We start from the raw sequence: 24,466 nt of genomic DNA, 5'->3' as shown, positions 1-24,466 counted from the left end.
ATATAAAAGCTAAAAATTCTAAAGCTTTATCCGTAGCAATTATAATAGGAGTGATTTTTTTGAATTATATAATTTTTGACCTTGAATTAAATAGTAAACCTTTTAAGCATAAGATACCAAACGAAATAATAGAAATAGGAGCTGTTAAGCTAAATAATGATTTAGAAATAATAGACAGGTTTCAAGCCTTTATAAAACCAAAGTATTTTTCCAAATTATTTTCATTAATAAAGAAAAAAACTAATATAAAGCAAATTGATATAGATGGTGCTGAATCTTTCAAATCAATAATAAAAAATTTCAAGGAGTGGCTAGACAAGGATTATTTATTATGTTCTTGGGGATATGATGATTATTACCATATAAAAACAAATTGTAAACTTCATAATATAAAATTAGGTTGGATTGATGAGTTTTTGGATATACAAAAACAATTTTCTAAAATCAAAAAATTAGAAAAAGGTAAAACAGCTAGCCTTTCAAACGCTCTAGCTTTGTGTGATATAGAAATAGAAGATACCAATATGCATAGAGCCGATATTGATGCAGAGTATACTTGTAAAATATTTATTCATCTATTTAAAAAACTCGATTTTTCTAATCTATCTATAAAAAAATAAAAGCTCAATATTGAGCTTTTATTTTTTTGTAAATATTTCTTTTGCTTCAATCATACGCTGAATTGCAGTTATAAATATCAATATAGAAAATATATTAGTTATTAAACCTGTATTATTTGGACTTAATATCATGCACGTAAAGAATATGAATCCTTCCGTTCTTTCAGCTATTCCAGCTTGATAGTAAAATGACTTTATGCCATTTTTTTCACTTAAAGCCCCCACAGTTAAAAATATAGTCATAGAAAAAATTATGCAACAAGTAAGTATCAAATAGTTAAATATTAATTGGTTAAATTTAAGTGCCAAACTTATTATAATAAATATTTCTACAATTCTATCGAAAGTAATGTCAAGTAATGTCCCCCAAAGAGTTGAATTATCGCTAGTTCTTGCCATAGCTCCATCAACAGCATCTAAAAAACCCGATATCCAAAGTAATAAGCATGCAACTATATTATGATTAAAATACACTCCAATAGATGCTATTATTCCAATTATAAATGCTAATACAGTGACTTGATTAGGTGTCATTTTCAAATTTAAAAACCCTTTCGAGGCTTTATCTATCATAGGATTAACATATTTTCTTGCATGAGTATCTAACATTGTATTTCCTCCTCATCTGCTATAAATAAAAGTCCTTTTTCATCATATTGTACAAAAACTCTTTCATCAAATTTAAATTCTACATTGGAGTCATAGACTTGTATTGTTTCAAGTTCCATAAAATTAATATCTATTTTAAAAACAATAAAACCTTGTCTAAATGAGAATTCTCTTATTGTACCTTCAAATACATTTACCATATCATAACAATTACTAATTTTTAACACTTTTAAACATTCAGGTTTTAAAAGAAGATTCCCACTTACATTATCTTTATTATATCTATTCAAATTTATCTTCAAATCGTTCGTTATAAATATTTTATTTTTAATATTTCCATACAAAATATTATTAATTCCCATAAATCTAGCAACATGAGTACTAATAGGATTTTCATATATTTGCATAGGAGACCCCTTTTGTACTATCCTACCTTCTTTCATTATAATCATATTGTCGAATAAATTAAATGCTTCTTCTATATCATGAGTTACAAACACTATAGTCATATTATATTCTTTATGAATTTTTAATATAAGATTCCTCATTTCTTTTCTTAATTCAGGGTCTAGAGCACTAAAAGGCTCATCCATAAGTAACAATTCAGGCTTTAATACCAACGCTCTAGCTAAAGAAACTCTTTGCTTTTGTCCCCCGCTTAATTCATTTGGGTATCTTTTTTCAAACCCTTTAAGCCCTACGGATTGAAGTACATCATATATTAATTTAGAAATTTCTTTTTTCCCAACTTTTTTAATCTTAAGTCCAAAGCTTATATTTTCATAAACATTCATATGAGGAAAAAGTAAATTTTCTTGAAATATCATACCTATATTCCTTCTTTGAGGTAAAATTTCATTAACTATATTTTGATTCATATAAATTTCTCCATGTTCAATATCGATAAGTCCTGCTATTATCTTTAAAAGACTTGTTTTACCACATCCAGATCCTCCAACTATTCCAAAAAAATCTCTATCTTCAATTTTAAGTTCATCTATATTTAAATCAAAATTTGACGTTTTTTCATATTTACTATAAGTTTTTTTTATATCTTTCAAATATAATTTCGTCATAATCAAATCTTCCTCTCATGTCTGGTATCACAGTGAATCATAATATCTTTTTAGATAGTATTCCATAATACCAAGTGTAGATAAGCATATAAATGCAAATATTATGGCGTATACACATCCTATAGTTTTTTCTCCAGAATTAATATACGGAACCATATTAGTTGAAAGAGTCTGTATTTGTCCTCCTCCTATTAAAATAGTCGTTATATATTGACTAAAAGATATTAATACCGTTAAGATAGAACCAGCTATAATCCCAGGAAGTAAAAAATACATTTTCACATTAATAAAAGTGTTTAATTTACTAGCTCCAAGCATTTGACATTGCTGCTCCCACTCAAATCCAAAATTCTCAAAACTAATTTTAATAGCCCTTATCATATACGGTAATGTAGGTACTATATGTACAAAAACTACTCCCCATATACTTTCTGTTAAATTCATTCTTATAAAAGTTTTATGTATTCCCATTGCAGATATTATAGGAGGTATTACAATAGGCATAATCAATAAAAACTCTATTATATTTTTGTACTTACAATTATATCTAGCTATTGCATCCGCTGCTGGAATTCCTACTACTAAATTTATAATCACTACAATCAAAGCTATTTTTAAACTCATAAATATAGCATCTAACGAATTACTATTTAATAAAACATACTTCCATCCTTCAACGTTGAGGTTTCTAGGAATTATATCAGGCCAAACCCATCCATTAGAAAAGCTCATAAAAAAAATAAAAACAACTTGAATTAAAGAAATTAATATTATTAATGACAGTACTATTAACGATATCTTATCCCCGTGTTTAACCTTCATCACTTTATCTTCCTCCATTTTCGCATACTTAAGTGATTTAAAATATACCCAACCCCAATTATAACTAATACTACAACTACATTTATAGCAAAAGCTTTTGGTCTTTCAATCAAATCTGAATTCATATACATTTGATATGAATAAACAGAAATCATTTTAGGATAAGTAACCCCTAATAAGAAAGGTATTTCAAATTCAGCAAAAGTGTATGCAAATATTATAAAACAAGATGTTTTTAGAGGATTAACTAACATCTTAAGTATAACTTTCTTAAATAATTCATTCCTACTTCCACCTAGCATATATGTCAATTCTAACCAAGATGATTCGACCTTTAAAATAACAGGGTATAGCATTAAAACTATAAATGGAGTGGTTTTTAATACATAAGTAACAATTATACCTATACCAAATTCATCATTTACTATTACCGGAAATTCATTAGCACTACTTATTATTCCTAATTTAAAAAGAATAGAACTTATCCATCCACTTCTATTAAATATAAGTAATATAATGTATGCATAAACTAAATACGGAAATAACATAGGTATTTGAATCAAGAGTTTAAATTTGGATGCAAATTTATAAAATACTCCAGTTTTCATTATATACAATAAATATACTATAAAAGTACCTATCAATGCAGATAATACTGTCGATATTATAGCTACTTTAAATGTAATACAAAATGACAGACAAAATTCTGTAGATCTAAACAATTCATGGTAATAATCAAGAGTAATATCACCTATATTACAAATAGACGTAATTCCTAAGCTCTGTATAAGTCCTTGTATTAATCCAGACACAAATAATACCATAGTGACTATTAATGCCGGTAATACTAATAAATACGGTCTAATTTTTTGAAACATTTTCGTCCCAGCCTTTTTCTATTTGATCTATGTATTCAGCCTTCATTTCTGGAATTTTGTGTTTTCTAATTTCATTTAAAAATTCCAATTTATTTTCTTTATAAATCTCATCTATCTTTAATTTATCTTCGTCTGAAAGTTTATCATACGCTATACTAAGTCCATCTCCCCAATTGCTAGGATTCAATTTATATATCTGAGATTTGGGTGATAATAAAAAATCTATAACTGCCATGGCTCCTGCTTTATTAGAAGCATTAAATGGTATACTCAAGTAATGAGTATTAGACAGTGTTCCATCATTCAACACAAATACATCTGTTGATTCTTTAAATTCTCCACTTTGTATTTTATTAAATGCATGAAGCGGATTATAAGACATACTCATTAATACTTCTGAATTTGAATATAACATATCAAGTTTAGCACTACTTTCAGGGTAAGTTTCTCCTTGTCTCCATAAATATGGTTTTATTTCATTCATATAATTCCACATACTTCTTAAATCTTTGTCTTCTATATAATCTTTTTTGAATAAATCCATATAAGTTTGACGTATGAATGCACTTCCTGTGAAATCTGGTACTGATGGATATGTAAATTTTCCAGGATTTTGTTTTATCCAATTAGTAAGTTCATTTATATCCTTTGGTGGATTTTGTATAACATTAGAATCATATATAAACACAAATTGAGATTTTCCAAAAGGAACTTCCATTCCCACAGTATCTTCTCCAAAATCATACTTAATATCGTCTGTTTCTTTATCAACATATTGATTATAATTTGGAAGTTTATCAGCAAAAGGTCCCCAAAGTAGTTTATTTTCATTTGCTAATTTGAAATTTTCTCCATTCATCCATATTATATCTATACTTCCATTTGATTTTTCTACTTCTTTTTCTGTTAATAGCTTATTTATCATATCTTTTGGATCATTTATAGCCACTCTATTTAAATTAATATTTAATTCTGCTTTTACTAATGGTTTAACCCAATTATCCATATATTCATTTACTGATTGATCTCCAGCCCACATATATATATTAACAGTTTCACCATCAGCCTCTTTAGAAATATCTTCCCATTTCATTTCAAGTAAATTCAATGATTCCTTATTATCTTGATTTGAGCATCCAGATAATACACTTAAACTAATTAATATTAAAAGTGCGATAGATATTATTTTTTTCATAAGTTATTCTCCTTTATTAATATTTTTTAATTGTTCAATATATGTTTTACACTTATGCCTATTTATCCATTTTTGCAAATAGTTAACTCCCTTTTGATTAAACTTTGAATTCATATTATCATCAAATACTAAATCTAGTACATGAATACTATTTTTACCTGCTGTTTTCATAGATTTAACACAAGATTCACAATACGACAATATATAATTAGAATCAGCTTCATAAGCTCTTTTTCTCATGTGCTTTAAAGCTAGTTCTTTATTTTGTATGCTTAATTTTTCTCCACAACATGAAGTTTTTTCTCTACAATTATTAAATTCTTCTATCTTGATACCCATTTCATTTAATACATCTCTAACACTTTCATGTATAATATTTTCTTTTCTTATAGGACATGGATCATGCAAAGCAAATACTATATCTAAATCTTTATATCTATTTTTAACATCACTTGGTATTCCAATATCATTTATAGATTCCCAAATAGATTTAACCTCAATGTCTGGACTATTTTCTTTTATAGTCCTATAACAGGTTTGGCATGCTGTTATTATCTCTTTTACTTTCATTTTTTCTATTTCTTCTTGTAATTGTGAATAATACGATTTAAAACCGTCTTTATTTCCTGATATTTTAGAAGGAGCAGCACAACATTTTAAAATAATACCTGTATTCCCTAGATTATCGCTTAAATATTTATATGTTTTCATTACTATTTCAGGACTATAATCAGTTAGGCTACATCCTGGAATAAAAACTCTCATATTATCTTTATTATAATCACTTGATGCAGTAAAAAATTTTGAAAAACTGGATAATTGATGTAGTTTAACTCCTATATTACTTTTTTTCATAGTCAATTCACCCTTTAACTTTAGTTTGTAGTATCGCTAAATTTAATCATATATATAAATAAAACCCTTCTTATTATTAAGAAGAGTTTTATTTATATATATCAAAATAAAGTATATCATATATAAATATTGTTTAACTATATAAAATTTATATAGAATATTAATTAATCATTAGATTTTTTTATAGTAACTTTCTATTCATTATTAAAAAAGGTCTTAATATCTAAGATATTAAGACCTTTTAGTTTATTAAGCCATAGCTGATTCTGATTTTTCTTTTAATGCTGCTTGAGCTGCTGCAAGTCTAGCAATCGGAACTCTATATGGAGAACAAGATACATAGTTAAGTCCTATATTGTGGCAGAATTCCACAGAAGCAGGTTCTCCTCCATGTTCTCCACATATACCAAGTTTTATGTCTTCTCTTGTTTCTCTTCCAAGTTTTGATGCCATTTTAACTAGTTTTCCAACACCATTTTTGTCTAATACTTGGAATGGGTCTTTTTCAAATATTTCTTTAGATTCATATTCTACTAGAAATTTATTTGCATCATCTCTAGAGAATCCATATGTCATTTGAGTTAAATCATTAGTTCCAAAACTAAAGAACTCAGCTTCTTTTGCTATTTCATCAGCAGTAAGTGCTGCTCTTGGAACTTCTATCATAGTTCCAACCATATACTTCATGTCTACTTTTGATTCTTTTAAAACTTCTTCTACTACATTTACAACAAATTCCTTTATATATTTAAGTTCATTTATATCTCCAATAAGAGGTATCATAATCTCTGGTGATACATCAAATCCATTGTTTTTAGCCTCGATAGCACCTTCCATTATAGCTCTTGCTTGCATTATATATATTTCAGGATAAGTTACTGCAAGACGGCATCCTCTGTGTCCAAGCATAGGATTAAACTCTTCTAAATCCTCAATTCTCTTTAATATATCTTCATAAGATATATTCATATCAGCTGCTAAGTTCTTTATATCTTCCTCTTTTTTAGGTAAGAACTCATGTAGAGGTGGATCTAAAAGTCTTATAGTAGTATCTCTTCCTTCCATAGCTTCAAATATTTCTGAAAAATCTTTTCTTTGCATAGGAAGTAGTTTTTCTAAAGCCTCTTCTCTTTCATCAACAGTCTTAGATAAAATCATCTTTCTAACAACAGGTATTCTATCTTCTTCAAAGAACATATGCTCAGTTCTACAAAGGCCTATACCCTCAGCCCCAAATTTAACAGCAGTCTTAGCATCCTTTGGAGTGTCAGCATTAGTTCTTACCTTAAGAACTCTTACTTCGTCTACCCAATCCATGAACTCTTCAAATTTTCCTACAAGCTCAACTTCATTTTTAGGTATATTTCCTATATAAACACTACCAGTTGATCCATCAAGAGATATATATTCTCCTTCTCTTATAACAAGGTCTTTAACTCTAAGTTCCTTTTTCTCTTCATTAACTTTTATATCAGAACAGCCTGCTACACAACATTTACCCATACCTCTTGCAACAACAGCTGCATGAGATGTCATTCCACCTCTTGCAGTAAGTATACCTTCACTTGATACCATTCCCTCTATATCTTCAGGTGATGTTTCAAGTCTTACAAGAATAACTTTTTCTCCATTTTCATTTGCAGTAACAACATCATTTGCATTAAAGTATACTTTTCCAGATGCTGCACCAGGTGATGCTGGAAGTCCTTTTGATATAAGAGTTGCTTCTTTTAATGCTTTATCTTCAAAGTTAGGATGTAAAAGTTGATCTAATTGTTTAGCATCAATTCTCATTATAGCTTCTTGTTTAGTTATTAGTTTTTCACTTACCATATCAACTGCTATATTTATAGCTGCCTTTGCTGTACGTTTTCCATTTCTTGTTTGTAAAATATATAAATTTTCATTTTCTATAGTAAACTCTATATCTTGCATATCTTTATAGTGATCTTCCAGTGCTCTAGTTATAACTTCAAATTTATTATATATATCAGGCATAATATCTTTTAAGCTTGCTATCGGTTGAGGTGTTCTAATACCTGCAACAACATCTTCACCTTGAGCATCTACCAAATATTCTCCAAACAATACATTTTCACCAGTAGATGGATTTCTAGTAAATGCAACTCCTGTACCTGATGTTTGACCCATATTCCCAAATACCATAGACTGTATATTTACAGCAGTTCCTAGCTTATGAGGTATATCATTTAACTTTCTATATATATCTGCTCTAGGATTGTTCCATGAGTCAAATACAGCCTTTACAGCTAATATTAATTGTTCCTTAGGATCAGATGGAAACTCTTGTCTTAATTCGCTCTTGTATATATTCTTAAATTCTTTAACTATATTTTTTAAATCATCAACATTAAGTTCAGTATCGTATTGGTATCCTTTATCTTCTTTTATGTTATCTAATACTCTTTCAAACTTATATTTTTGAATTCCCATAACAACATCTGAAAACATTTGAATAAATCTTCTATAACTATCATAAGCAAATCTTTCATTATTAGTCTTTTTAGAAAGTGCTTGTACAGCTGTATCATTAAGTCCTAAGTTAAGTATAGTATCCATCATTCCAGGCATAGATATAACAGCACCTGATCTTACTGAAAGAAGAAGTGGATTTTCATTATCCCCTAGTTTTTTATCTAAAGTTTTTTCTAACTCTGAAAGATTAGTCATTATTTCATCTAAAAGTTCATCCCATATCTTTTTATCTTTCTTGTAGTAAGTATTACACGCATCTGTTGTTATTGTAAATCCCGGAGGAACAGGAAGTCCTATTTTAGTCATTTCAGCTAAGTTGGCTCCTTTTCCACCTAATAGATTTTTCATTTCCTTTGAACCTTCTTTAAAGCTGTATACAAATTTTTCCACGTTTTACACTCTCCCTTTAATATAGACTTTAATATTATTTGATTATCTTATATTTTAGTAATTACATATGATTTTGTTTTAGCTATTAAGAAATCCCTTATACACTCTAAGACCATTTTCTTTCATTATATTTATAATAAGTCCTGCTGTTTCTTCAATGGCTTTATTTGATACATCTATTATTGGGCATCCTAACTTTTTCATTATATTTTCTGCATATTCAATCTCTTCTAATATTCTTTGCATATTCGCATAGTTAGCATTTCCAGACAAACCTAATGCCTTTAACCTCTCTTGTCTTATCTGATTTAACTTTTCTGGAGTATTAGTAAGACCTATTATTTTTTTGTTAGGTATTTCAAATAATTCCTTAGGAACCGGAACTTCAGGAACTAAAGGTACATTAGCTACCTTTATATTTTTATTTGCAAGGTACATACTAAGAGGCGTCTTAGAAGTTCTAGATACACCAACCAATACTAGATCTGACTTTATCAATCCTCTTGAATCTTTTCCATCATCATATTTTACAGCAAATTCTATTGCCTCAACTCGCTTAAAATATTTTTCATCAAGTTTTCTTATTATTCCAGGTTCTCTTAATGGATTTAAACTAGTTCTTAATCTTATTAAATCTATAAGAGGATTTATCAAATCTAATCCTGGTATATTGTTTTCCTGACAAAACATCGATGTACGGTTTGCAAGTTCTAAATCTACAAGTGTATAAACTATTATAGAATTTTGATGCTTTGCATCATTCAATATTTCATCTAGAAATTGCTTATCTAGTACATATGGATATTTTCTTATTTCATAGTTTTTTAAATCGAACTGACCTATAGAAGCTTTGGCTACTTGTTCTCCTGTCTCCCCTAGAGAATCCGATATTATATATATAACTAAATTTTCCATAATACACTCCTTTATTCTTCAAATAACTCTAAAAATAATTTTGTTATATTGGTTTTAGATACCCTACCCATAACTTTATAATATTCTTTATTATCTGCTAATTCTTTTTTTACTACAGGTACTGAATCTACCTCATGCTCTATTATCTTTTTCACTATCTTAATTACTGTATCTTCTTCTTTAGCAATAATAACATTTGGCATTCTAGTCATAATCATACCTACAGGTATTTTATTTATATCAATTCCGCCTATAGTACTTTTAAGTAAGTCTTTTCTAGATACTACACCCGATAAAAAACCATTATTTATTATGTATATACTTCCTACATCTTCTAAAAACATGGTAACAATAGCGTTATATACTGTAGTTTCTTCTGTTAACATAACTGGTATGCTCATTATTTCACTAACTTTTTTATTCTTTAATTCTTCTGATATTATATGATTTTTATTTATTCCAGCATAAAAATAGCCAACCTTTGGTCTTGCATCTAATATACCCGTCATAGTAAGTATTGCAAGATCTGGTCTTAAAGTCGCTCTTGTCACATTTAACATCGCTGCTATATTTTCACTAGTTATAGGCTGATGCTCCTTAACTATATCTATTATCTTAGTTTGTCTATCGTTAAATTGTATAATAAACACCTCTTTTCTTTTAATGTGATATACTTATTATCACCCGTTCCTTATATAGTATATTATATATACTTATTTGTTATATGTAAATAAAAAAATCAAATTTGGCAAAGAAATTTATTTAATGTCATCATACGCTTGACAAATATAGTTATTGCATATGACTAAAAAAATTCGTCTAGTCGCTACGCGCTGACTCATGTCGCCAACGATCCCTACCGGGCTCCGTTGCTCAAAAATAGTTGCAAGTGTAGTTCTTAAATAAATGTTATCCACAGATTCAAAATTATATAATTTCCTATAGTATAAAAAAGTCGGGAATTTCTCCCGACTTTTTTTACTTATATACTATTTTTGACAAATCACATATTAAAAGCATAGTATCATACACTTGTTTTAATAAAGCTAATCTATTATTCTTGATATTTTCATCTTTATCCATAATCATTACAGTCTCAAATAGATTGTCAATAGGATTTTTAAGTATAGTAAATTCATCTAAAGCTTTAGAATATTCTTTTTTATCTATCGATGATTTAACAATATCTTTTACTTTTTTAAACTCATCATATAAAACTTTTTCTTCATCAGCTTGTAAATATTCTTCTTTTATTTCGTCTAACTCAGCCTTTTGAGCTAAAGTAGATACTCTATTAAACGCAGTTAAAATTTCTACTATTTCATCTTTTTCTATCCACATATTAAGCTCTTTTGCTCTATTATACATATCAGATACATCATCTATATCCGAACTAATAACAGCATCTATAACATCATATCTTATGCCCATTTCACTGAATATATTTTTTATTCTTTGATTAAAGAATTCTAATATTTCTTGACTAACTTTTTCTTTATCAAACTCTAAATCGTTGTAATTACTTAAAGCATAATCTATTATACTTCTTAAGCTTATATTAATATTTTTATCCATTAATATATTAATTATACCTAAAGCCTGTCTTCTTAGTGCATATGGATCTTGAGATCCTGTAGGCTGTATTCCTATTGCAAAAAATCCTGCTATTGAATCCATCTTATCAGCTATAGCTATAATAGTTCCAGCATTCGTAGTAGGTAATATATCACCTGAGAATCTAGGAAGATAGTGTTCGAATATAGCATTTGCTACTGTATCATTATCACCCGATACCTTAGCATATTCCCTTCCCATAACACCTTGAAGTTCTGTAAATTCAAATACCATATTAGTAACCAAATCAGCCTTACAAATTTTTGCAGCTCTTATAGTATTGTCTCTTTCTTGTTCATATCCAAATTCTGAAACTAATTTTTTAGATAATTCTTCTATTCTTAAAGTTTTATCATATATAGTCCCTAATTGTTCTTGGAATACTACATTTTTAAGCTTTTCAATATATTTTTCAAGCTCTATTTTAATATCTTCTCTATAGAAAAATTGTGCATCAGCAAGTCTTGCCTCTAAAACTTTTTCATTTCCAGCTTTAACATTTTCGATTTTATAATCAGTACCATTTCTAACAGTTATAAAGTTAGGCAATAACTCTCCATTTTCTTTTAATACAGGGAAATATCTTTGATGCTCCTTCATTGGTGTTATTATAACTTCTTTTGGAAGCTTTAAATAATCTTTTTCAAACTCTCCATAAAAAGCTGTTGGATATTCAAGTAAATAGGTAACTTCATTTAATAATTCCTCGTCCATTAATACTTGTCCATTTAATGAACTTGCAACTTCTATACATTGTTTTTTTATGATTTCTTTTCTCTCATTTTGATCAAGTATTACATAGTTTTTTCTAAGTTCATCTAAGTATTCATCAACTGAATTTACAGTTATACTTTCTTTTCCTAAGAATCTATGTCCTCTTGTAACATTAGATGATTTTATACCTTCTATTTCAAAATCAAGTACCTCTCCATTGTATATAGATAATATCCATCTAATAGGTCTTGTAAATCTTAACTGTTTACCTCCCCATTTCATAGTTTTAGGGTAATTTATAGATTTTATCAAATTAGGAAGAATATCCTTTAATACATCTTCTGTATTTTTTCCTTCTTCTTTTAATTTTGCAAATACGTATTCTTCCTTACCTGCAACCTTAAAATATAGATCCTCTACCTTTAATCCCTTACTTCTCATAAAACCTTGAAGAGGCTTTGTCGGTTCATTATTATCATCAAAAGCTATTCTCTTTGCAGGTCCTTTTATTTCTTCTTCTAAATCTTCTTGATTATCAGAAAGCCCCTCTATCATCAAAGTAAGTCTTCTTGGTGTTCCATAAGTTTTTACATCTTCAAAATTTATTCTATTTTCATTTAATAATTTTTTTGAATTTTCTTTTAATTGTTTTAAAGAACTATCCATAAATCTTGCAGGAATTTCTTCACATCCAATTTCAAATAAAAGATATTTATTCATATTATTTTCCTCCTTTCTTTAAAAGAGGGTATCCCATTTCTTCTCTTTGATTAACATAAGCACTAGCAACCATTTTTGCCATATTTCTAACTTTTCCTATAAATGATGCTCTTTCACTTACACCAATAGCCCCTCTTGCATCTAATACATTAAATGTATGAGAACATTTTAATATATAATCATAAGCTGGTTGAACCAAACCTTTTTCCAATAATTTTTTAGCTTCTTCTTCATAAGCATTGAAGTGTTCAAACATCATATCAGTATTTCCTTCTTCAAAACTATAAACAGAATGTTCATATTCTGCTTTTTGGAATATATCTCTATAAGTTATTTCATCATTCCACTGAAGATCATATACATCGTCTTTTTCTTGAATATACATAGCAAGTCTTTCAAGTCCATAAGTAAGTTCTGCTGATTCAAGTTCGCAATCTATGTTCCCAACTTGTTGAAAATATGTAAATTGAGTAACTTCCATACCATCAAGCCACACTTCCCAACCAAGTCCCCAAGCTCCAACAGCAGCTGCTTCCCAGTTGTCTTCTACAAATCTTATATCATGTTCTTGTGGATTTATTCCTATAGCCTTTAAACTCTCTAAGTATAACTCTTGTACATTATCTGGAGACGGCTTAAGTATTACTTGAAATTGGTGATGCTGATATAATCTATTAGGATTTTCTCCATATCTTGCATCTGTTGGTCTTCTTGAAGGTTCTACATAACAAACCTTCCAAGGCTCAGGACCAAGTGATTTTAAAAATGTATAAGGACTCATAGTTCCGGCTCCCTTTTCTACATCATATGGATTCATTACTATGCAACCTTGCTTCGCCCAATAGTCTTGTAAAGAAAGTATCATATTTTGGAAATTCATTTTTTCCCCTCCTATATTTATTTAAAAAATTTAGCCTTTCGCTTTTGGCGAAAGGCTAAATTCTAAACAATTCTAACTTTAAATTTAACAAAATCAGGGTTATTTGTCAAGCTCATTACCCATTTCTTGAGTTTATTCCTTTATTATATCATCAGTAATATCTTTATTATCAGATTTATTAAAATTCATTTTTTCTTTTATATCATTAAATGATTCTTGTGTCATATCATTTATATCTACAGTTTCGCCATTTGTTTTTACTATTTTTATTTTGTACTTACCTACAACAGCAGCAGATACACCTACTATTGTAGCAATTGGTCCTAGTACTAACCCAATCGCTCCTGCTGTTACAGGTAGATTAAGCATTACATCTCCATCTTTTTCAAGCATAACCCTAGTTATATTTCCTTTTTTAAGAATTTCTTTTAATTTTTCTATCATTTCACTGCTTTTCTCATTTATACCCTTAAATACATTTCCTTCTCTTTTTTCAAGATAAACTAAAGCTTCTATAACATCTCCATTTGAATTAACTAATGCTTCTTTAGCTTTTTCATACCCTACATTCATTCTTTCCATAATCTGATCAATTTTTTCAAGTGTTATTTCCATACTATCCACTCCTTACCCTTTTAAATTCTCAAGAAAACTTAATGATTTCAAATCTAAATTTTCTATATGAGTCATTAAATATTTTTTTAAAATATTATCTAGTTGATTTATTATATATTTCGATACCCTTATTTTGTTACATATTACTATGTCGTTTTTTAATATGTATTCCATTAAGTTTACAGTTGTGGGATCAGTTTTTATACTATACTTATCTTCATCAATACATTGAATACACAACATACCACCCTCTGTTACGCTAAACTTTCCTTTATTCAAGTTATTATTCCCACAATTAGTGCATTTTAAAACACTAGGTTTATATCCTATATAATCCAAAAATTTAAGCTCAAATATATTTGTTATCAATTCGTAATTAGCATCATCATATGAATATAAATACAATGTTTTCAATAATAGATCAAATAGTCTATTGTTAGTCTGATTTTCAAATATATTCTGTTCAACCAATGAACTAATATAACTAGCGTGAGCTAAAGTATCTATATTATACGATAGATTGTAAAAATTTTGTTTTACTTCACATTGATTTAATTTGTACATATTACCACTTCTTCTAATAGAAAAATTAGAATATGAAAACACCTGAGTACCGGATAAGAATGTGCTCTTTGCTCTTCTAGCACCTTTCGCAAGTACTGAAATTTTCCCAAGCTTTCTAGTAAATATAACTATTATAGAATCTGCTTCTTCATACTTGATCGATTTCAGTACTATCCCATCTGTATTTATGAACATAATTATTTTCAATCTCCCTCATTGTATTTGATTTACACTTTAGGCTGTCGTAAGTCTTAACATACATATACGCATTTATGTCTCCTGTTTTTTTAAAATATTCCCATAATGATTTATTCATTTCAAAAAACCCCCTTCTGTCCATCTATATTTATTTTTGGGTAAGAAGGGGGATAATATACATAATATTTTTTTTTATTTTAAGAAAATTTTAGTAAAAGGGTAGTTGTTAATGTAAAGTATATAGTAAGACCAGTTATATCAAGTGTCGTTGAGATAAACGGAGCTGATGCAACAGCCGGATCAACGCCCAATCTTTTAAATACAATTGGTACTAATGTACCTATTGTAGCAGCAGTTAACATATTAGCTGCCATTGCTATTCCTACAACAATTCCTAATTTGAAGTCTCCTATCCATAAATAAGCAACTATACATATTATCAAACTACATATAAGCCCTACACTAAGCCCTATGCTCATTTCTTGAGATATTGTCTTAACAGCATTCTTTTGGTCTATATGACCTGTTGCTAGCCCTCTGACAGTAAGGGTAGATGATTGAGTTCCAACATTCCCTCCCATTCCAGTTAAAAGAGGCATAAAAAAAGATACAGCTGCATACGCCTTTATTGTACCTTCATATTTCCCAAGTATTCGCGCTGACAAAGTACCTCCAATTAATGTTATAAGTAACCACGGAAGTCTTGCCTTTACAGCAGATATTACTTTTGGAAAAAATTTAATGTCTTCTAAGTATTCACTCTCAGATTCAGATGTTCCTGCAAATTTATATATATCTTCTGTTGCTTCCTCTTGTATAACATCAATTATATCATCGACAGTTATTATACCTCTTATTTTACCATTTATATCTGTTACAGGAATTGCCAAAAAGTCGTATTTGGATACAATTCTTGCAACTTCTTCTTGGTCGTCATTTACATTAACATCAATTACCTTTTCACTCATTACATCTTCTATAATAGTATTAGGTTTTGAAACAATAAGCTCTCTTAAAGAAATAACTCCAACAAGCTTATCATTCTTATCCACTACATACACATAATATATAGTTTCTGCATCTGGAGCATTTTCTCTTAAATACTCTATAGCTGCATAGCATGTAATATCCTTACTTAATACAACAAAGTCTGTAGTCATTATACCACCAGCACAGTCTTCGTCGTATACAAGTAATTCCTTTATATCTTGAGCTAATTCCTTATCTAAAAGATTTATTATTTCATGTCTTTTTTCCTCTGATAAATCACTTAATATGTCGACCATATCATCTTGAGACATAAGATCTAATATTCTCTTTTTATGGTCTATACTAATTTTTGATAATATAGTTGTAAACATATCAGAATCTAAATCATCAAGCACCTTAGCTGCAACTTCTAGCGGAAGTACCTCAAATAATTTTATTTTTTTTTCTTCTTGTAAATCTATTAATATTTCCGATATATCTCGGGGATGAAGTTCTTCTATATATTCATTTAAGTCTACTATCTTCTCACTGTCTATCAATGCATTAACTTGGACTATTATCTCTTTAAATAAAACTTCATTTTTATTCATAGATTCCTCCCCCCATAATACACATTATTTATTGTTATATCCAAAACTACTTATATAGTTTTCTAAGTTTCTCCAATTAGATTTAACTTTAACCCAAGTTTGAAGATATACTTTTGAACCTAGAAGCCTTTGAATATCTTCTCTTGCAGATTTTCCTATTCCTTTTAACTTTCTTCCATTTTTTCCTATTATAATTCCCTTATGTGAATCCCTTTCACAGTATATAACAGCAGATATATCTATTATATTTCCACCTTCTCTTGATTTCATTTGTTCAACCTCAACTGCAACTCCATGAGGAACTTCTTCATGAACATAATGTAGAACCTTTTCCCTTATTAACTCAGAAATCAATACTCTTTCAGGTTGATCTGTTATCATCTCATCAGGAAAATACTTAGGTCCTTCAGGTAAATGTTTATTTATAGTATTTATTAATGAATTTAAATGACCTTCTTTTAATGCAGATATCGGTACTATTTCATCAAATATACCTTCTGCATCATATTTTTTCATAAGAATAATCAGATCTTCTTTTTCCATCTTATCTATTTTATTTATAACAAGTACTATAGGTGTTTTAACATTTCTTAGATCTTCTATAATTCTTCTATCTCCAGGACCTATAGTTTTAGAATCATCAACAACAAATAAAACTACATCTACTTCATTAAGAGAATCAGATGCAACTTTAACCATATACTCTCCCAATTTATTCTTCGGTTTATGTATTCCCGGTGTATCTAAGAACACTATTTGAAAATCTTTAGTAGTCAAAACTGATTGAATTTTATTTCTAGTCGTTTGAGGCTTATCACTCATTATAGCTATTTTCTCTCCAACAACTTTATTCATAATTGTAGATTTACCTACATTTGGTCTTCCTATTATACTTGCAAATCCTGATTTAAAACCCATTTTAGTCACCTCTTTATTTTTTAAGGTCTGCTCCGGTGAACCCATACGGAATCAATTCTTGTATAGACATTTCTCTATGCTCACCTTCAGACTCTCCTAATATAACTTTAATATCTCTACCAAACTCTAATATAACTTGTCTACATATTCCACAAGGATAAGTTTCCCCTATATTATCGCTAGTTATTGCTATTTTTTCAAACTCTCTTTCACCTTCTGATACAGCCTTAAATATTGCAGTTCTTTCTGCACAATTAGTTCCTCCATAAGATGCACATTCTACATTGCATCCAGTAAAAACCTTTCCTGATTTAGTTAAAAGAGCTGCTCCTACATGAAATTTAGAATATGGAACATATGCATTCTCCTTAGCCTTTTCTGCTATTTTTAATAATTCTTTATTATCCATTTTAAATTCCTCCTTTAGTTTTCTTTACAGCCTACAATTCCCCCTGAAACTATTATTTTAAGAGCATTGTCAATAGATAAATCTAAATAGACTATATCTTTTTTAGCTACTGCAACAAGCATTCCAGATGTAGGATTTGGAGTTGTAGGTATGAATACAAACACACTTTCTTCTCCTGTGTATCCATTTATAGAATCTGGTGCATTCGTAGTTATGAACCCTATTGTATATATACCCTTTGAAGGATATTGAACTAAGACAGTATTTTTAAAACCTTCTCCTTTTTTAGTAGCAAAAGCATCTACTACTTGTTTTACAGAAGAATATATCATTCCAACTAAAGGAATTTTATGCATTACCATTTCAAATCCATTAAATATTCTTTTTCCTATGACATCCGTTGCAAAAATACCTGCAGCAAATGTCAATATAAGTGTTATTACTATACCAACACCATAAAGATGAATTCCTAATAGTTTTTCAAGAGGAACTCTAAATATATAATCTACCTTATTGAAAAGCCAAAATACTAATGATATAGTAACAGCAATTGGAAGAATGGTAAAAATTCCGCTTATAAACACTCTTTTTATGTCTGTTTTATCAGAACTATTTTTTTTCAAAAACCCCTCATCCTTTCACTTTAGCTCTCTAAATCAACATACAGAGCATTTTCAATTATATCAAACATTTATGTTTTATCCAATATTTATTTAAACTATAGATTACATGCAAAGTCATTAAAAGAATGGAAACACTTCCATTCTTTTATCCAAGACTTATTTGGAAAACCAGTATAGTTGTTAGTATTCCCAATATAGCTCCAAATGAAACTTCTATACCACTGTGAATTTCTCCTTCTATTCTACTTTGCGCAACAAGTATTGCCAATATATATGTAAGAGTTGATACTAATATTTCCTCCGAAATAAATGTTACTGCAGTTGCAACTGAAAATGCAAGTGCAGCATGTCCGCTAGGCATTCCTCCCTTTAAATAAGTTCCTTTTTTGGTTACTGATTTAACTACAACTACCAATATAAGAACTATTACTATTGCTATAACAGTTATATGCATTTCTGATTTTCTTATCTTATTCAGAACAATATTTGATAGTGGATTTATTCTATCAAAAAATAGTAAGTACCCTATTACAATAGAATTTAAAGATGCAATTAAGACAGCTCCTGCTGAAACGTCTTTAGCAATCTTTGCAAGTTCATGGTATTCACTAGTGAACAAGTCTATAGATTTTTCTATTGCTGTATTTATCATTTCAGATATTACAACTAAGGATATAGTAAAGAACAAAATAATTATTTCATATTTAGTCAAATCAAAGAACAAACTTAAAAATAAAACTATTATCGATATTAGATAGTGTATTTTCATATTTCTCTCATTTTTAACCGTATATATTATACCGTCTATCGCACAATTAAAAGCATTTATAAGCTTTTTAGCTCTCATATTATATCCTCGCTATTCCAAGTTTAACCAAAACAGCTTCTTCCTTCGACCTCATAATCTTTGTATTTTCCTCTGTGTCATGATCATATCCCATTAAATGAAACATACTATGACAAACTAAAAAAGCCACTTCTCTTTCATAAGAGTGATTATATTCCTGACTTTGTTCTAAGGCTTTTTCCATAGATATTACAATATCTCCAAGAGCTTTTTCCTCAAGCTCTATATCAAACTCATCATCTCCTATTAATGGAAATGACAGTACATCTGTCTCTCTATCTATTCCTCTATACAATTTATTTAGCTCGTGTATTTCGTTGTTATCTACAAATGACAAGCTTATTTCATAATCCTCATCAAACCCTTCATACTTTAAACACTCTTTTGTTACATTATTTATAGTATTCATTAATGCATCACTTACTTCTATCTTATCTTGTCTATTATCCATTATTAACTGCATTTAATTTCCTCCTTCTTTGGGGTACTCTATTCTTTGATGAAACATACCCATAATGACTTCTATAAAAGCTTCCTTTATTAAGTCTAATTCTTTTAATGTCAAGTTGCTTTTATCAAATTGTCCATCATTTAATTTACCTTTAACTATTTTTTCTATCATATCTTCAATTTTTTCTTTGCTAGGTTCCTTTATACTTCTAATAGCAGCTTCCACCGAATCTGCCATCATTATTACAGCCGCTTCCTTACTTTGAGGTTCTGGACCCTTATACCTAAAATCCTCTTCCTTTACATCCATTTCCATTTCTTTAGCTTTATAATAAAAGTAGGCAACTGATGTTGTTCCATGGTGTTCTCTTATTATATTTATTATTTCTTTAGGTAATTTATGCTTTTGAGCAAGCTCCACTCCATAGCTTACATGTTCTTTAATTACCTTTGTACTCATTATAGGAGACATCTTATCATGAGGATTATCAGTAGTTATTTGATTTTCTTTGAAAAAATACGGTTTTGATAGTTTTCCCATATCATGATAATATGACGCGACTCTTGCGAACAAAGAATTTGCTCCTATTTTATCACAAGCTCTTTCTGCTAAATTCCCAACTATTATACTGTGATGATATGTACCAGGTGTTTCTATTAACATCCTTTTTAATATTTCATTATTAGCACTTGATAGTTCTAATAATTTAAGGCTTGTCAATATATCAAAATAATGTTCCCAAAGAGGTAAACTTCCAACCACAAAAATAGATGAAATTATACCTGACAATAAAGAAAGTAATGCATTTATAAAAGGCTCTTTTAAGTTTGTTGTAGTTATAAAACCTAGTGACATTACAAGTAATAAGTTTAAAACTCCTATTTTGAATCCTGTAATTATTACATTTCTTCTTTGTGCTATTTCAAGATTGGCAAAAGCCCCAAATGTTCCAGAAACTAATGATATCAATAAGATATTTATATCTCCAGTAGCTAGATAAAGCATTATAGCTATAATGAAGTTAGATATTATAGCTATATTAGTATTTAAAAGTATACTTATAAGCATACTTGCCCCAGCAACAGGTATTATATATAAAGATATTTTACTAAGACTTATACTAATTAGCATAGTAATAGAAATAATCAATATTATCAGTAATAGTTTCTTTTCATTTTTTAATATTCTTTTATCAAAAACATTTATGTATAAGGCTCCTAACACTTCAAGTATAAGTATTATAAGTATTAAACCTATTATAACAAAAAAATCTTCTTTACCTTTTTTTTGAACAAGTCCTATACTTTGCAACATTTCTAGTTTTTCTTCAGTTATAACTTCTCCCTTTGATATTATATTTTCATCCTTTGGTATTATAACCTTTTCAACAGATTCCTTTGCTTGTTCTGTTTTTTCTTGCGTTTTTTCTAAGTCCAAAAACTTATTAGGTCTTATATAACTATCTATTATTTCTATACTTAAAAGCTTTTCATTCTGGTTAAACGTTTTTATTTCTTCAAAAAACTCTGACACATTTTTCTTTTGGTAATCTACTTCTTCTTTCGTTATTCCAGTACTCATTATCTGATTTATTATTTCAAATATGTAATTCTTTAATTTTTCAAGTCTAGCTTTGTCCATATTAAGAGCTAAGTTTATAGATTTATTAGATATTGTTGGGTATTTTTGTTGCATACTTTCTAGTTTTTGCTTTAAATTTAATTCTTCACTATTGTTAATCTCATTTATATCATAAAAAAACTTTTCTATATCTGATTTTATCTCAGCTTGAACTGTTAAATTATTTTTATAAACAGGTTGAACCTGCTGAGCAGCCTTGTCAATAAGTTTTTGTGTTTCTATCTTGTTTTCTATATCTTTTGTTGCTTTTATATCTTCTTGGGCTCTTTGTCCTACTTTTAATTCGTACTTCTGAGGAGCTAAAAATGTAAATAATACTATAAAATTAATTATAAAAAACAAAAGAGCAAGGGAAAACTTCCTAAATTTCATGTTTCCCTCTCCTTTCTAATTTTTATTTTTCTTTTTGCTATTTTTATATTCTTGTTTTTCCTCGTATTTAGTATACGCTTTTATTATTCTTTGAACAAGTTCATGTCTTACAACATCTTTTTCTGTCAATTCACAAATAGATATTCCTTTTACACCTTTTAATACCTCTTTTGCATGTAAAAGTCCAGATTTTTTATTACTTGGAATATCTGTCTGTGTAATATCCCCAGTTACTACTGCCTTTGAGCCAAATCCAAGCCTAGTTAAAAACATCTTCATCTGCTCTGGAGTTGTGTTTTGAGCTTCATCAAGTATGATAAATGCATTATCTAGTGTTCTCCCTCTCATAAATGCAAGAGGTGCTACTTCTATTATTCCTCTTTCCATATATCTATCAAATTTTTCAGATCCAAGTATCTCAAATAAAGCATCATACAAAGGTCTTAAGTATGGATCAACTTTGTCTTTTAAATCCCCAGGTAAAAAACCCAGAGTCTCTCCAGCCTCAACTGCCGGTCTTGTTAAAACGATTCTATTTACTTCATCTTTTTTAAGTGATCTTGCAGCCATGGCAACAGCCAAATACGTTTTTCCCGTACCAGCAGGACCTATTCCAAATGTGATAGTATTTTCTTTTATTAAATTAATATACTTCTTCTGTCCAAGTGTTTTTGGTTGTATAGGTTTTGACTTTATAGTAAAAGCGATAACATCATCAGATAATACTTGCATTTTTTCTTCACTACCCTCAAATAATAGGTTTATACAGTAAGATATATTTTGATTATTTAATTCATTTCCCTTTTCAACCATAATTTCTAACTCTTTAATAAGCCTTTTGCCCAATTCTACATTTTTTTCTTCACCGATTAGAACTATACTTCCATCCCTTAAGACTACATCGACATTAATGCGTTCTTCTATAATTTTTATATTTTTATCAAGATTTCCAAATAATTGTTTTGAAAATTCATCATTCTCTATCTGTATCTTGCAATTTATCATCAGTATAATTTCCTCCTTCTACTTGTTCATACTTTCCTATATCTTCTAAGGTTTGTATAATAATCGTAAATTTTAAGATATTCTTCTCTACATTATAATTTTCATTTTTATCTATTATCCTTGCCTGTACAGGCAATAAATAATCCATTTTTTTTAAAGCTTTTGATTTAAGAGTATTTTTAATCGAATTTAAGTCCTTATCGTTTTTCTTTATATTAACCTCATAAAAAGTATCTACTTGAACTTGTATTGGAAATTCAAAGTTTTTATACTTTATTTTAAAATCCTTCGTTTTAACATCGTACTCTTTATAATCTATATTTTTATTTGTGATAAACTCCTTGTTATATAACTTGATCTTAAATATTTTTTTATTTTTGCCAGTTCTATATTTACTTTTGTTTGTATACTCTACTTTTTCTGTTATTTCATAAAATGTTTTCGCCCATACTTCACCCTTAGCCATAAGGTTTCCACCAGCTATTAATACATCTCCAGTTTTAACTATATCACCTTTTTTTATCAATGATTCTCCACTTCTTGGTATTACCTTCTCTATTATACCATCTTTTTTGGCAATTATATTACAATTTATTTTACTATTTTCTTTAGGCTCTTCAGCTTTTTTTACTATATCTACAAAAGCACTAGTTCCTTGTATGTTTATAGATATATATGCAACCGAATTAAATTTATAAAGTATACTATCTCTTATATCCTTTTTATTTATTATGTATTTATTAGTACCAGGCTTGAGACCACATTCGTAAATTTCACGTCTTAATGCTTTTTTATCTATACCCTCAGGGCAATCTATGTACACATTTGTTATAAACGTTGTCAAAAATAATAATATAAATACAGATAAAATTCCTCCAAATAAAAGAGTCTTTCTTTTATAAACCCTCTTCATTAAAAACGGAAGTCCAACTGATCTTTTAATCTTTAAATTATAGTTGGATTTTCTATAAATACTTATAAGTTTTTTAACATCATCTTTATATACATAGGCTTCTATTTTTGTTTCAGATATCCTTTTTATATTAAATATATAAATTTTATTTTTAGCCAAATTATTTATGAATTTTTCTAAATTCAAGCCTTCTATAGTAACAACGCAAAATCCTTTAATATATTGCCACAACTTCTATGCCCCCTTAAACCCAATATTCAACAGAGTATATTTTTCCCTCAACACACAAATCATCCTCAGTTATATATTTTATAATCAGGTTTTCTCCTTCTATTTTTAATACATTTACCTTTGTATCAACTTTTATCATCTGTTTAGAGTATTCCATAACACTTATATAATTTTCTATATTAATACATCCATTACCAATAGTAGTAACCCTTGGCAAATCGATTTGTAAATCATTAGGCAAGTTAACCATTATCACACCTCCCCTTATATAATTTTATGAACTCTATATTATTTAATTCCTAATTTTTAACTTAT

At 28.6% G+C, this 24,466-nt stretch carries 25 protein-coding genes; 1 reads left to right on the top strand and 24 read right to left on the bottom strand.

Annotated elements, in window-relative coordinates; all coding sequences use genetic code 11:
- The first annotated feature begins 59 nt into the window (after nt 1-59).
- Nucleotides 60-620 (top strand): exonuclease domain-containing protein, encoded by a 561-nt coding sequence (locus WJW32_RS09070; protein WP_340257552.1) that lies wholly within the window; start codon nt 60-62, stop codon nt 618-620.
- Between the two features lie 18 nt (nt 621-638).
- Here the strand turns inward: WJW32_RS09070 and WJW32_RS09065 are convergent, their stop codons facing one another.
- The 24 genes from WJW32_RS09065 to WJW32_RS08950 all read right to left on the bottom strand — a co-directional run bounded on the left by WJW32_RS09065 (nt 639) and on the right by WJW32_RS08950 (nt 24,401).
- Complete coding sequence (locus WJW32_RS09065) at nt 639-1,229, bottom strand: CDP-alcohol phosphatidyltransferase family protein (protein WP_340257550.1); 591 nt, start codon at nt 1,227-1,229, stop codon at nt 639-641.
- Nucleotides 1,223-2,305, bottom strand: coding sequence for an ABC transporter ATP-binding protein (locus WJW32_RS09060; RefSeq protein ID WP_340257549.1), 1,083 nt, complete (start codon nt 2,303-2,305; stop codon nt 1,223-1,225). The genes WJW32_RS09065 and WJW32_RS09060 overlap by 7 nt, the downstream gene beginning before the upstream one ends.
- 27 nt (nt 2,306-2,332) lie before the next feature.
- Nucleotides 2,333-3,127, bottom strand: coding sequence for an ABC transporter permease (locus tag WJW32_RS09055; RefSeq protein WP_340257767.1), 795 nt, complete (start codon nt 3,125-3,127; stop codon nt 2,333-2,335).
- Nucleotides 3,127-4,005 carry an ABC transporter permease gene (locus tag WJW32_RS09050; protein WP_340257547.1) on the bottom strand — a complete coding sequence of 293 codons (879 nt, stop codon included), beginning with the start codon at nt 4,003-4,005 and terminating at the stop codon, nt 3,127-3,129. Before WJW32_RS09050 ends, WJW32_RS09055 begins: the two co-directional genes overlap by 1 nt.
- On the bottom strand, nt 3,989-5,200 hold the full coding sequence (locus tag WJW32_RS09045) for an ABC transporter substrate-binding protein (RefSeq protein WP_340257545.1): 1,212 nt from the start codon (nt 5,198-5,200) through the stop codon (nt 3,989-3,991). The genes WJW32_RS09050 and WJW32_RS09045 overlap by 17 nt, the downstream gene beginning before the upstream one ends.
- A gap of 3 nt (nt 5,201-5,203) precedes the next feature.
- Entirely contained in the window at nt 5,204-6,055 is an 852-nt protein-coding gene (locus WJW32_RS09040) for a heterodisulfide reductase-related iron-sulfur binding cluster (protein ID WP_340257543.1), read from the bottom strand.
- Nucleotides 6,056-6,304: 249 nt separating this feature from the next.
- Entirely contained in the window at nt 6,305-8,941 is a 2,637-nt protein-coding gene (ppdK, locus tag WJW32_RS09035) for a pyruvate, phosphate dikinase (RefSeq protein WP_340257542.1), read from the bottom strand.
- Between the two features lie 78 nt (nt 8,942-9,019).
- Nucleotides 9,020-9,856 (bottom strand): pyruvate, water dikinase regulatory protein, encoded by an 837-nt coding sequence (locus WJW32_RS09030; RefSeq protein ID WP_340257540.1) that lies wholly within the window; start codon nt 9,854-9,856, stop codon nt 9,020-9,022.
- A gap of 11 nt (nt 9,857-9,867) precedes the next feature.
- The gene (locus tag WJW32_RS09025) at nt 9,868-10,506 is read right to left on the bottom strand and encodes a helix-turn-helix transcriptional regulator (RefSeq protein WP_340257538.1); all 639 of its coding nucleotides are present in this window, start codon (nt 10,504-10,506) and stop codon (nt 9,868-9,870) included.
- Nucleotides 10,507-10,834: 328 nt separating this feature from the next.
- Nucleotides 10,835-12,904 (bottom strand): glycine--tRNA ligase subunit beta, encoded by a 2,070-nt coding sequence (gene glyS, locus WJW32_RS09020; RefSeq protein WP_340257536.1) that lies wholly within the window; start codon nt 12,902-12,904, stop codon nt 10,835-10,837.
- Between the two features lies 1 nt (nt 12,905).
- A complete protein-coding gene (gene glyQ / locus WJW32_RS09015; RefSeq protein ID WP_340257534.1) occupies nt 12,906-13,784 on the bottom strand; it encodes a glycine--tRNA ligase subunit alpha in 879 nt (292 codons plus the stop codon).
- A 132-nt stretch (nt 13,785-13,916) separates the two neighbouring features.
- On the bottom strand, nt 13,917-14,399 hold the full coding sequence (locus tag WJW32_RS09010; RefSeq protein ID WP_340257532.1) for a DUF4342 domain-containing protein: 483 nt from the start codon (nt 14,397-14,399) through the stop codon (nt 13,917-13,919).
- 12 nt (nt 14,400-14,411) lie between these two features.
- Nucleotides 14,412-15,158 (bottom strand): DNA repair protein RecO, encoded by a 747-nt coding sequence (recO, locus tag WJW32_RS09005; RefSeq protein WP_340257530.1) that lies wholly within the window; start codon nt 15,156-15,158, stop codon nt 14,412-14,414.
- Nucleotides 15,112-15,279 (bottom strand): hypothetical protein, encoded by a 168-nt coding sequence (locus tag WJW32_RS09000; protein WP_340257528.1) that lies wholly within the window; start codon nt 15,277-15,279, stop codon nt 15,112-15,114. The genes recO and WJW32_RS09000 overlap by 47 nt, the downstream gene beginning before the upstream one ends.
- 79 nt (nt 15,280-15,358) lie before the next feature.
- Nucleotides 15,359-16,741, bottom strand: coding sequence for a magnesium transporter (mgtE, locus tag WJW32_RS08995; RefSeq protein WP_340257526.1), 1,383 nt, complete (start codon nt 16,739-16,741; stop codon nt 15,359-15,361).
- 24 nt (nt 16,742-16,765) lie between these two features.
- Nucleotides 16,766-17,659, bottom strand: a complete 894-nt coding sequence (gene era / locus WJW32_RS08990; protein WP_340257524.1) for a GTPase Era — start codon at nt 17,657-17,659, stop codon at nt 16,766-16,768.
- Nucleotides 17,660-17,672: 13 nt separating this feature from the next.
- The gene (locus WJW32_RS08985) at nt 17,673-18,068 is read right to left on the bottom strand and encodes a cytidine deaminase (protein ID WP_340257522.1); all 396 of its coding nucleotides are present in this window, start codon (nt 18,066-18,068) and stop codon (nt 17,673-17,675) included.
- Nucleotides 18,069-18,082: 14 nt separating this feature from the next.
- The gene (locus WJW32_RS08980) at nt 18,083-18,691 is read right to left on the bottom strand and encodes a DUF502 domain-containing protein (RefSeq protein WP_340257520.1); all 609 of its coding nucleotides are present in this window, start codon (nt 18,689-18,691) and stop codon (nt 18,083-18,085) included.
- 145 nt (nt 18,692-18,836) lie between these two features.
- Complete coding sequence (locus tag WJW32_RS08975; RefSeq protein WP_340257518.1) at nt 18,837-19,538, bottom strand: diacylglycerol kinase; 702 nt, start codon at nt 19,536-19,538, stop codon at nt 18,837-18,839.
- A 1-nt stretch (nt 19,539) separates the two neighbouring features.
- Complete coding sequence (ybeY, locus tag WJW32_RS08970) at nt 19,540-20,001, bottom strand: rRNA maturation RNase YbeY (protein WP_340257516.1); 462 nt, start codon at nt 19,999-20,001, stop codon at nt 19,540-19,542.
- The gene (locus WJW32_RS08965) at nt 20,002-22,002 is read right to left on the bottom strand and encodes an HD family phosphohydrolase (RefSeq protein WP_340257515.1); all 2,001 of its coding nucleotides are present in this window, start codon (nt 22,000-22,002) and stop codon (nt 20,002-20,004) included. It lies immediately after the preceding gene.
- Nucleotides 22,003-22,017: 15 nt separating this feature from the next.
- Nucleotides 22,018-23,010, bottom strand: coding sequence for a PhoH family protein (locus tag WJW32_RS08960; RefSeq protein WP_445330231.1), 993 nt, complete (start codon nt 23,008-23,010; stop codon nt 22,018-22,020).
- The gene (yqfD, locus tag WJW32_RS08955) at nt 22,976-24,151 is read right to left on the bottom strand and encodes a sporulation protein YqfD (RefSeq protein ID WP_340257511.1); all 1,176 of its coding nucleotides are present in this window, start codon (nt 24,149-24,151) and stop codon (nt 22,976-22,978) included. Before yqfD ends, WJW32_RS08960 begins: the two co-directional genes overlap by 35 nt.
- 13 nt (nt 24,152-24,164) lie before the next feature.
- Entirely contained in the window at nt 24,165-24,401 is a 237-nt protein-coding gene (locus tag WJW32_RS08950; RefSeq protein ID WP_340257509.1) for a YabP/YqfC family sporulation protein, read from the bottom strand.
- Nucleotides 24,402-24,466: the final 65 nt, after the last annotated feature.

It is taken from the genome of Tepidibacter sp. Z1-5 (genome assembly GCF_037844525.1).
GTDB lineage: Bacteria > Bacillota > Clostridia > Peptostreptococcales > Peptostreptococcaceae > Tepidibacter_A.
The sequence above is the reverse complement of the archived record's forward strand: the minus strand, read 5'-3'. Positions and strand labels throughout refer to the sequence as shown.

Excerpts from the sequence above, each read along its gene's own strand:
- WJW32_RS09065 (WP_340257550.1), bottom strand. The coding sequence starts at position 1,229 with ATGTTAGATACTCATGCAAGAAAATATGTTAATCCTATGATAGATAAA.
- ybeY (WP_340257516.1), bottom strand. The coding sequence starts at position 20,001 with ATGCAGTTAATAATGGATAATAGACAAGATAAGATAGAAGTAAGTGAT.
- WJW32_RS09040 (WP_340257543.1), bottom strand. The coding sequence starts at position 6,055 with ATGAAAAAAAGTAATATAGGAGTTAAACTACATCAATTATCCAGTTTT.
- WJW32_RS09010 (WP_340257532.1), bottom strand. The coding sequence starts at position 14,399 with ATGGAAATAACACTTGAAAAAATTGATCAGATTATGGAAAGAATGAAT.
- WJW32_RS09050 (WP_340257547.1), bottom strand. The coding sequence starts at position 4,005 with ATGTTTCAAAAAATTAGACCGTATTTATTAGTATTACCGGCATTAATA.
- WJW32_RS08985 (WP_340257522.1), bottom strand. The coding sequence starts at position 18,068 with ATGGATAATAAAGAATTATTAAAAATAGCAGAAAAGGCTAAGGAGAAT.
- mgtE (WP_340257526.1), bottom strand. The coding sequence starts at position 16,741 with ATGAATAAAAATGAAGTTTTATTTAAAGAGATAATAGTCCAAGTTAAT.
- glyQ (WP_340257534.1), bottom strand. The coding sequence starts at position 13,784 with ATGAATTTCCAAAATATGATACTTTCTTTACAAGACTATTGGGCGAAG.
- glyS (WP_340257536.1), bottom strand. The coding sequence starts at position 12,904 with ATGAATAAATATCTTTTATTTGAAATTGGATGTGAAGAAATTCCTGCA.
- WJW32_RS09055 (WP_340257767.1), bottom strand. The coding sequence starts at position 3,127 with ATGAAGGTTAAACACGGGGATAAGATATCGTTAATAGTACTGTCATTA.
- recO (WP_340257530.1), bottom strand. The coding sequence starts at position 15,158 with ATGTTCATAAATACAGATGGGATAGTACTGAAATCGATCAAGTATGAA.
- WJW32_RS08965 (WP_340257515.1), bottom strand. The coding sequence starts at position 22,002 with ATGAAATTTAGGAAGTTTTCCCTTGCTCTTTTGTTTTTTATAATTAAT.
- WJW32_RS09045 (WP_340257545.1), bottom strand. The coding sequence starts at position 5,200 with ATGAAAAAAATAATATCTATCGCACTTTTAATATTAATTAGTTTAAGT.
- WJW32_RS09060 (WP_340257549.1), bottom strand. The coding sequence starts at position 2,305 with ATGACGAAATTATATTTGAAAGATATAAAAAAAACTTATAGTAAATAT.
- WJW32_RS09030 (WP_340257540.1), bottom strand. The coding sequence starts at position 9,856 with ATGGAAAATTTAGTTATATATATAATATCGGATTCTCTAGGGGAGACA.
- WJW32_RS08975 (WP_340257518.1), bottom strand. The coding sequence starts at position 19,538 with ATGAGAGCTAAAAAGCTTATAAATGCTTTTAATTGTGCGATAGACGGT.
- WJW32_RS09000 (WP_340257528.1), bottom strand. The coding sequence starts at position 15,279 with ATGAATAAATCATTATGGGAATATTTTAAAAAAACAGGAGACATAAAT.
- era (WP_340257524.1), bottom strand. The coding sequence starts at position 17,659 with ATGGGTTTTAAATCAGGATTTGCAAGTATAATAGGAAGACCAAATGTA.
- WJW32_RS08950 (WP_340257509.1), bottom strand. The coding sequence starts at position 24,401 with ATGGTTAACTTGCCTAATGATTTACAAATCGATTTGCCAAGGGTTACT.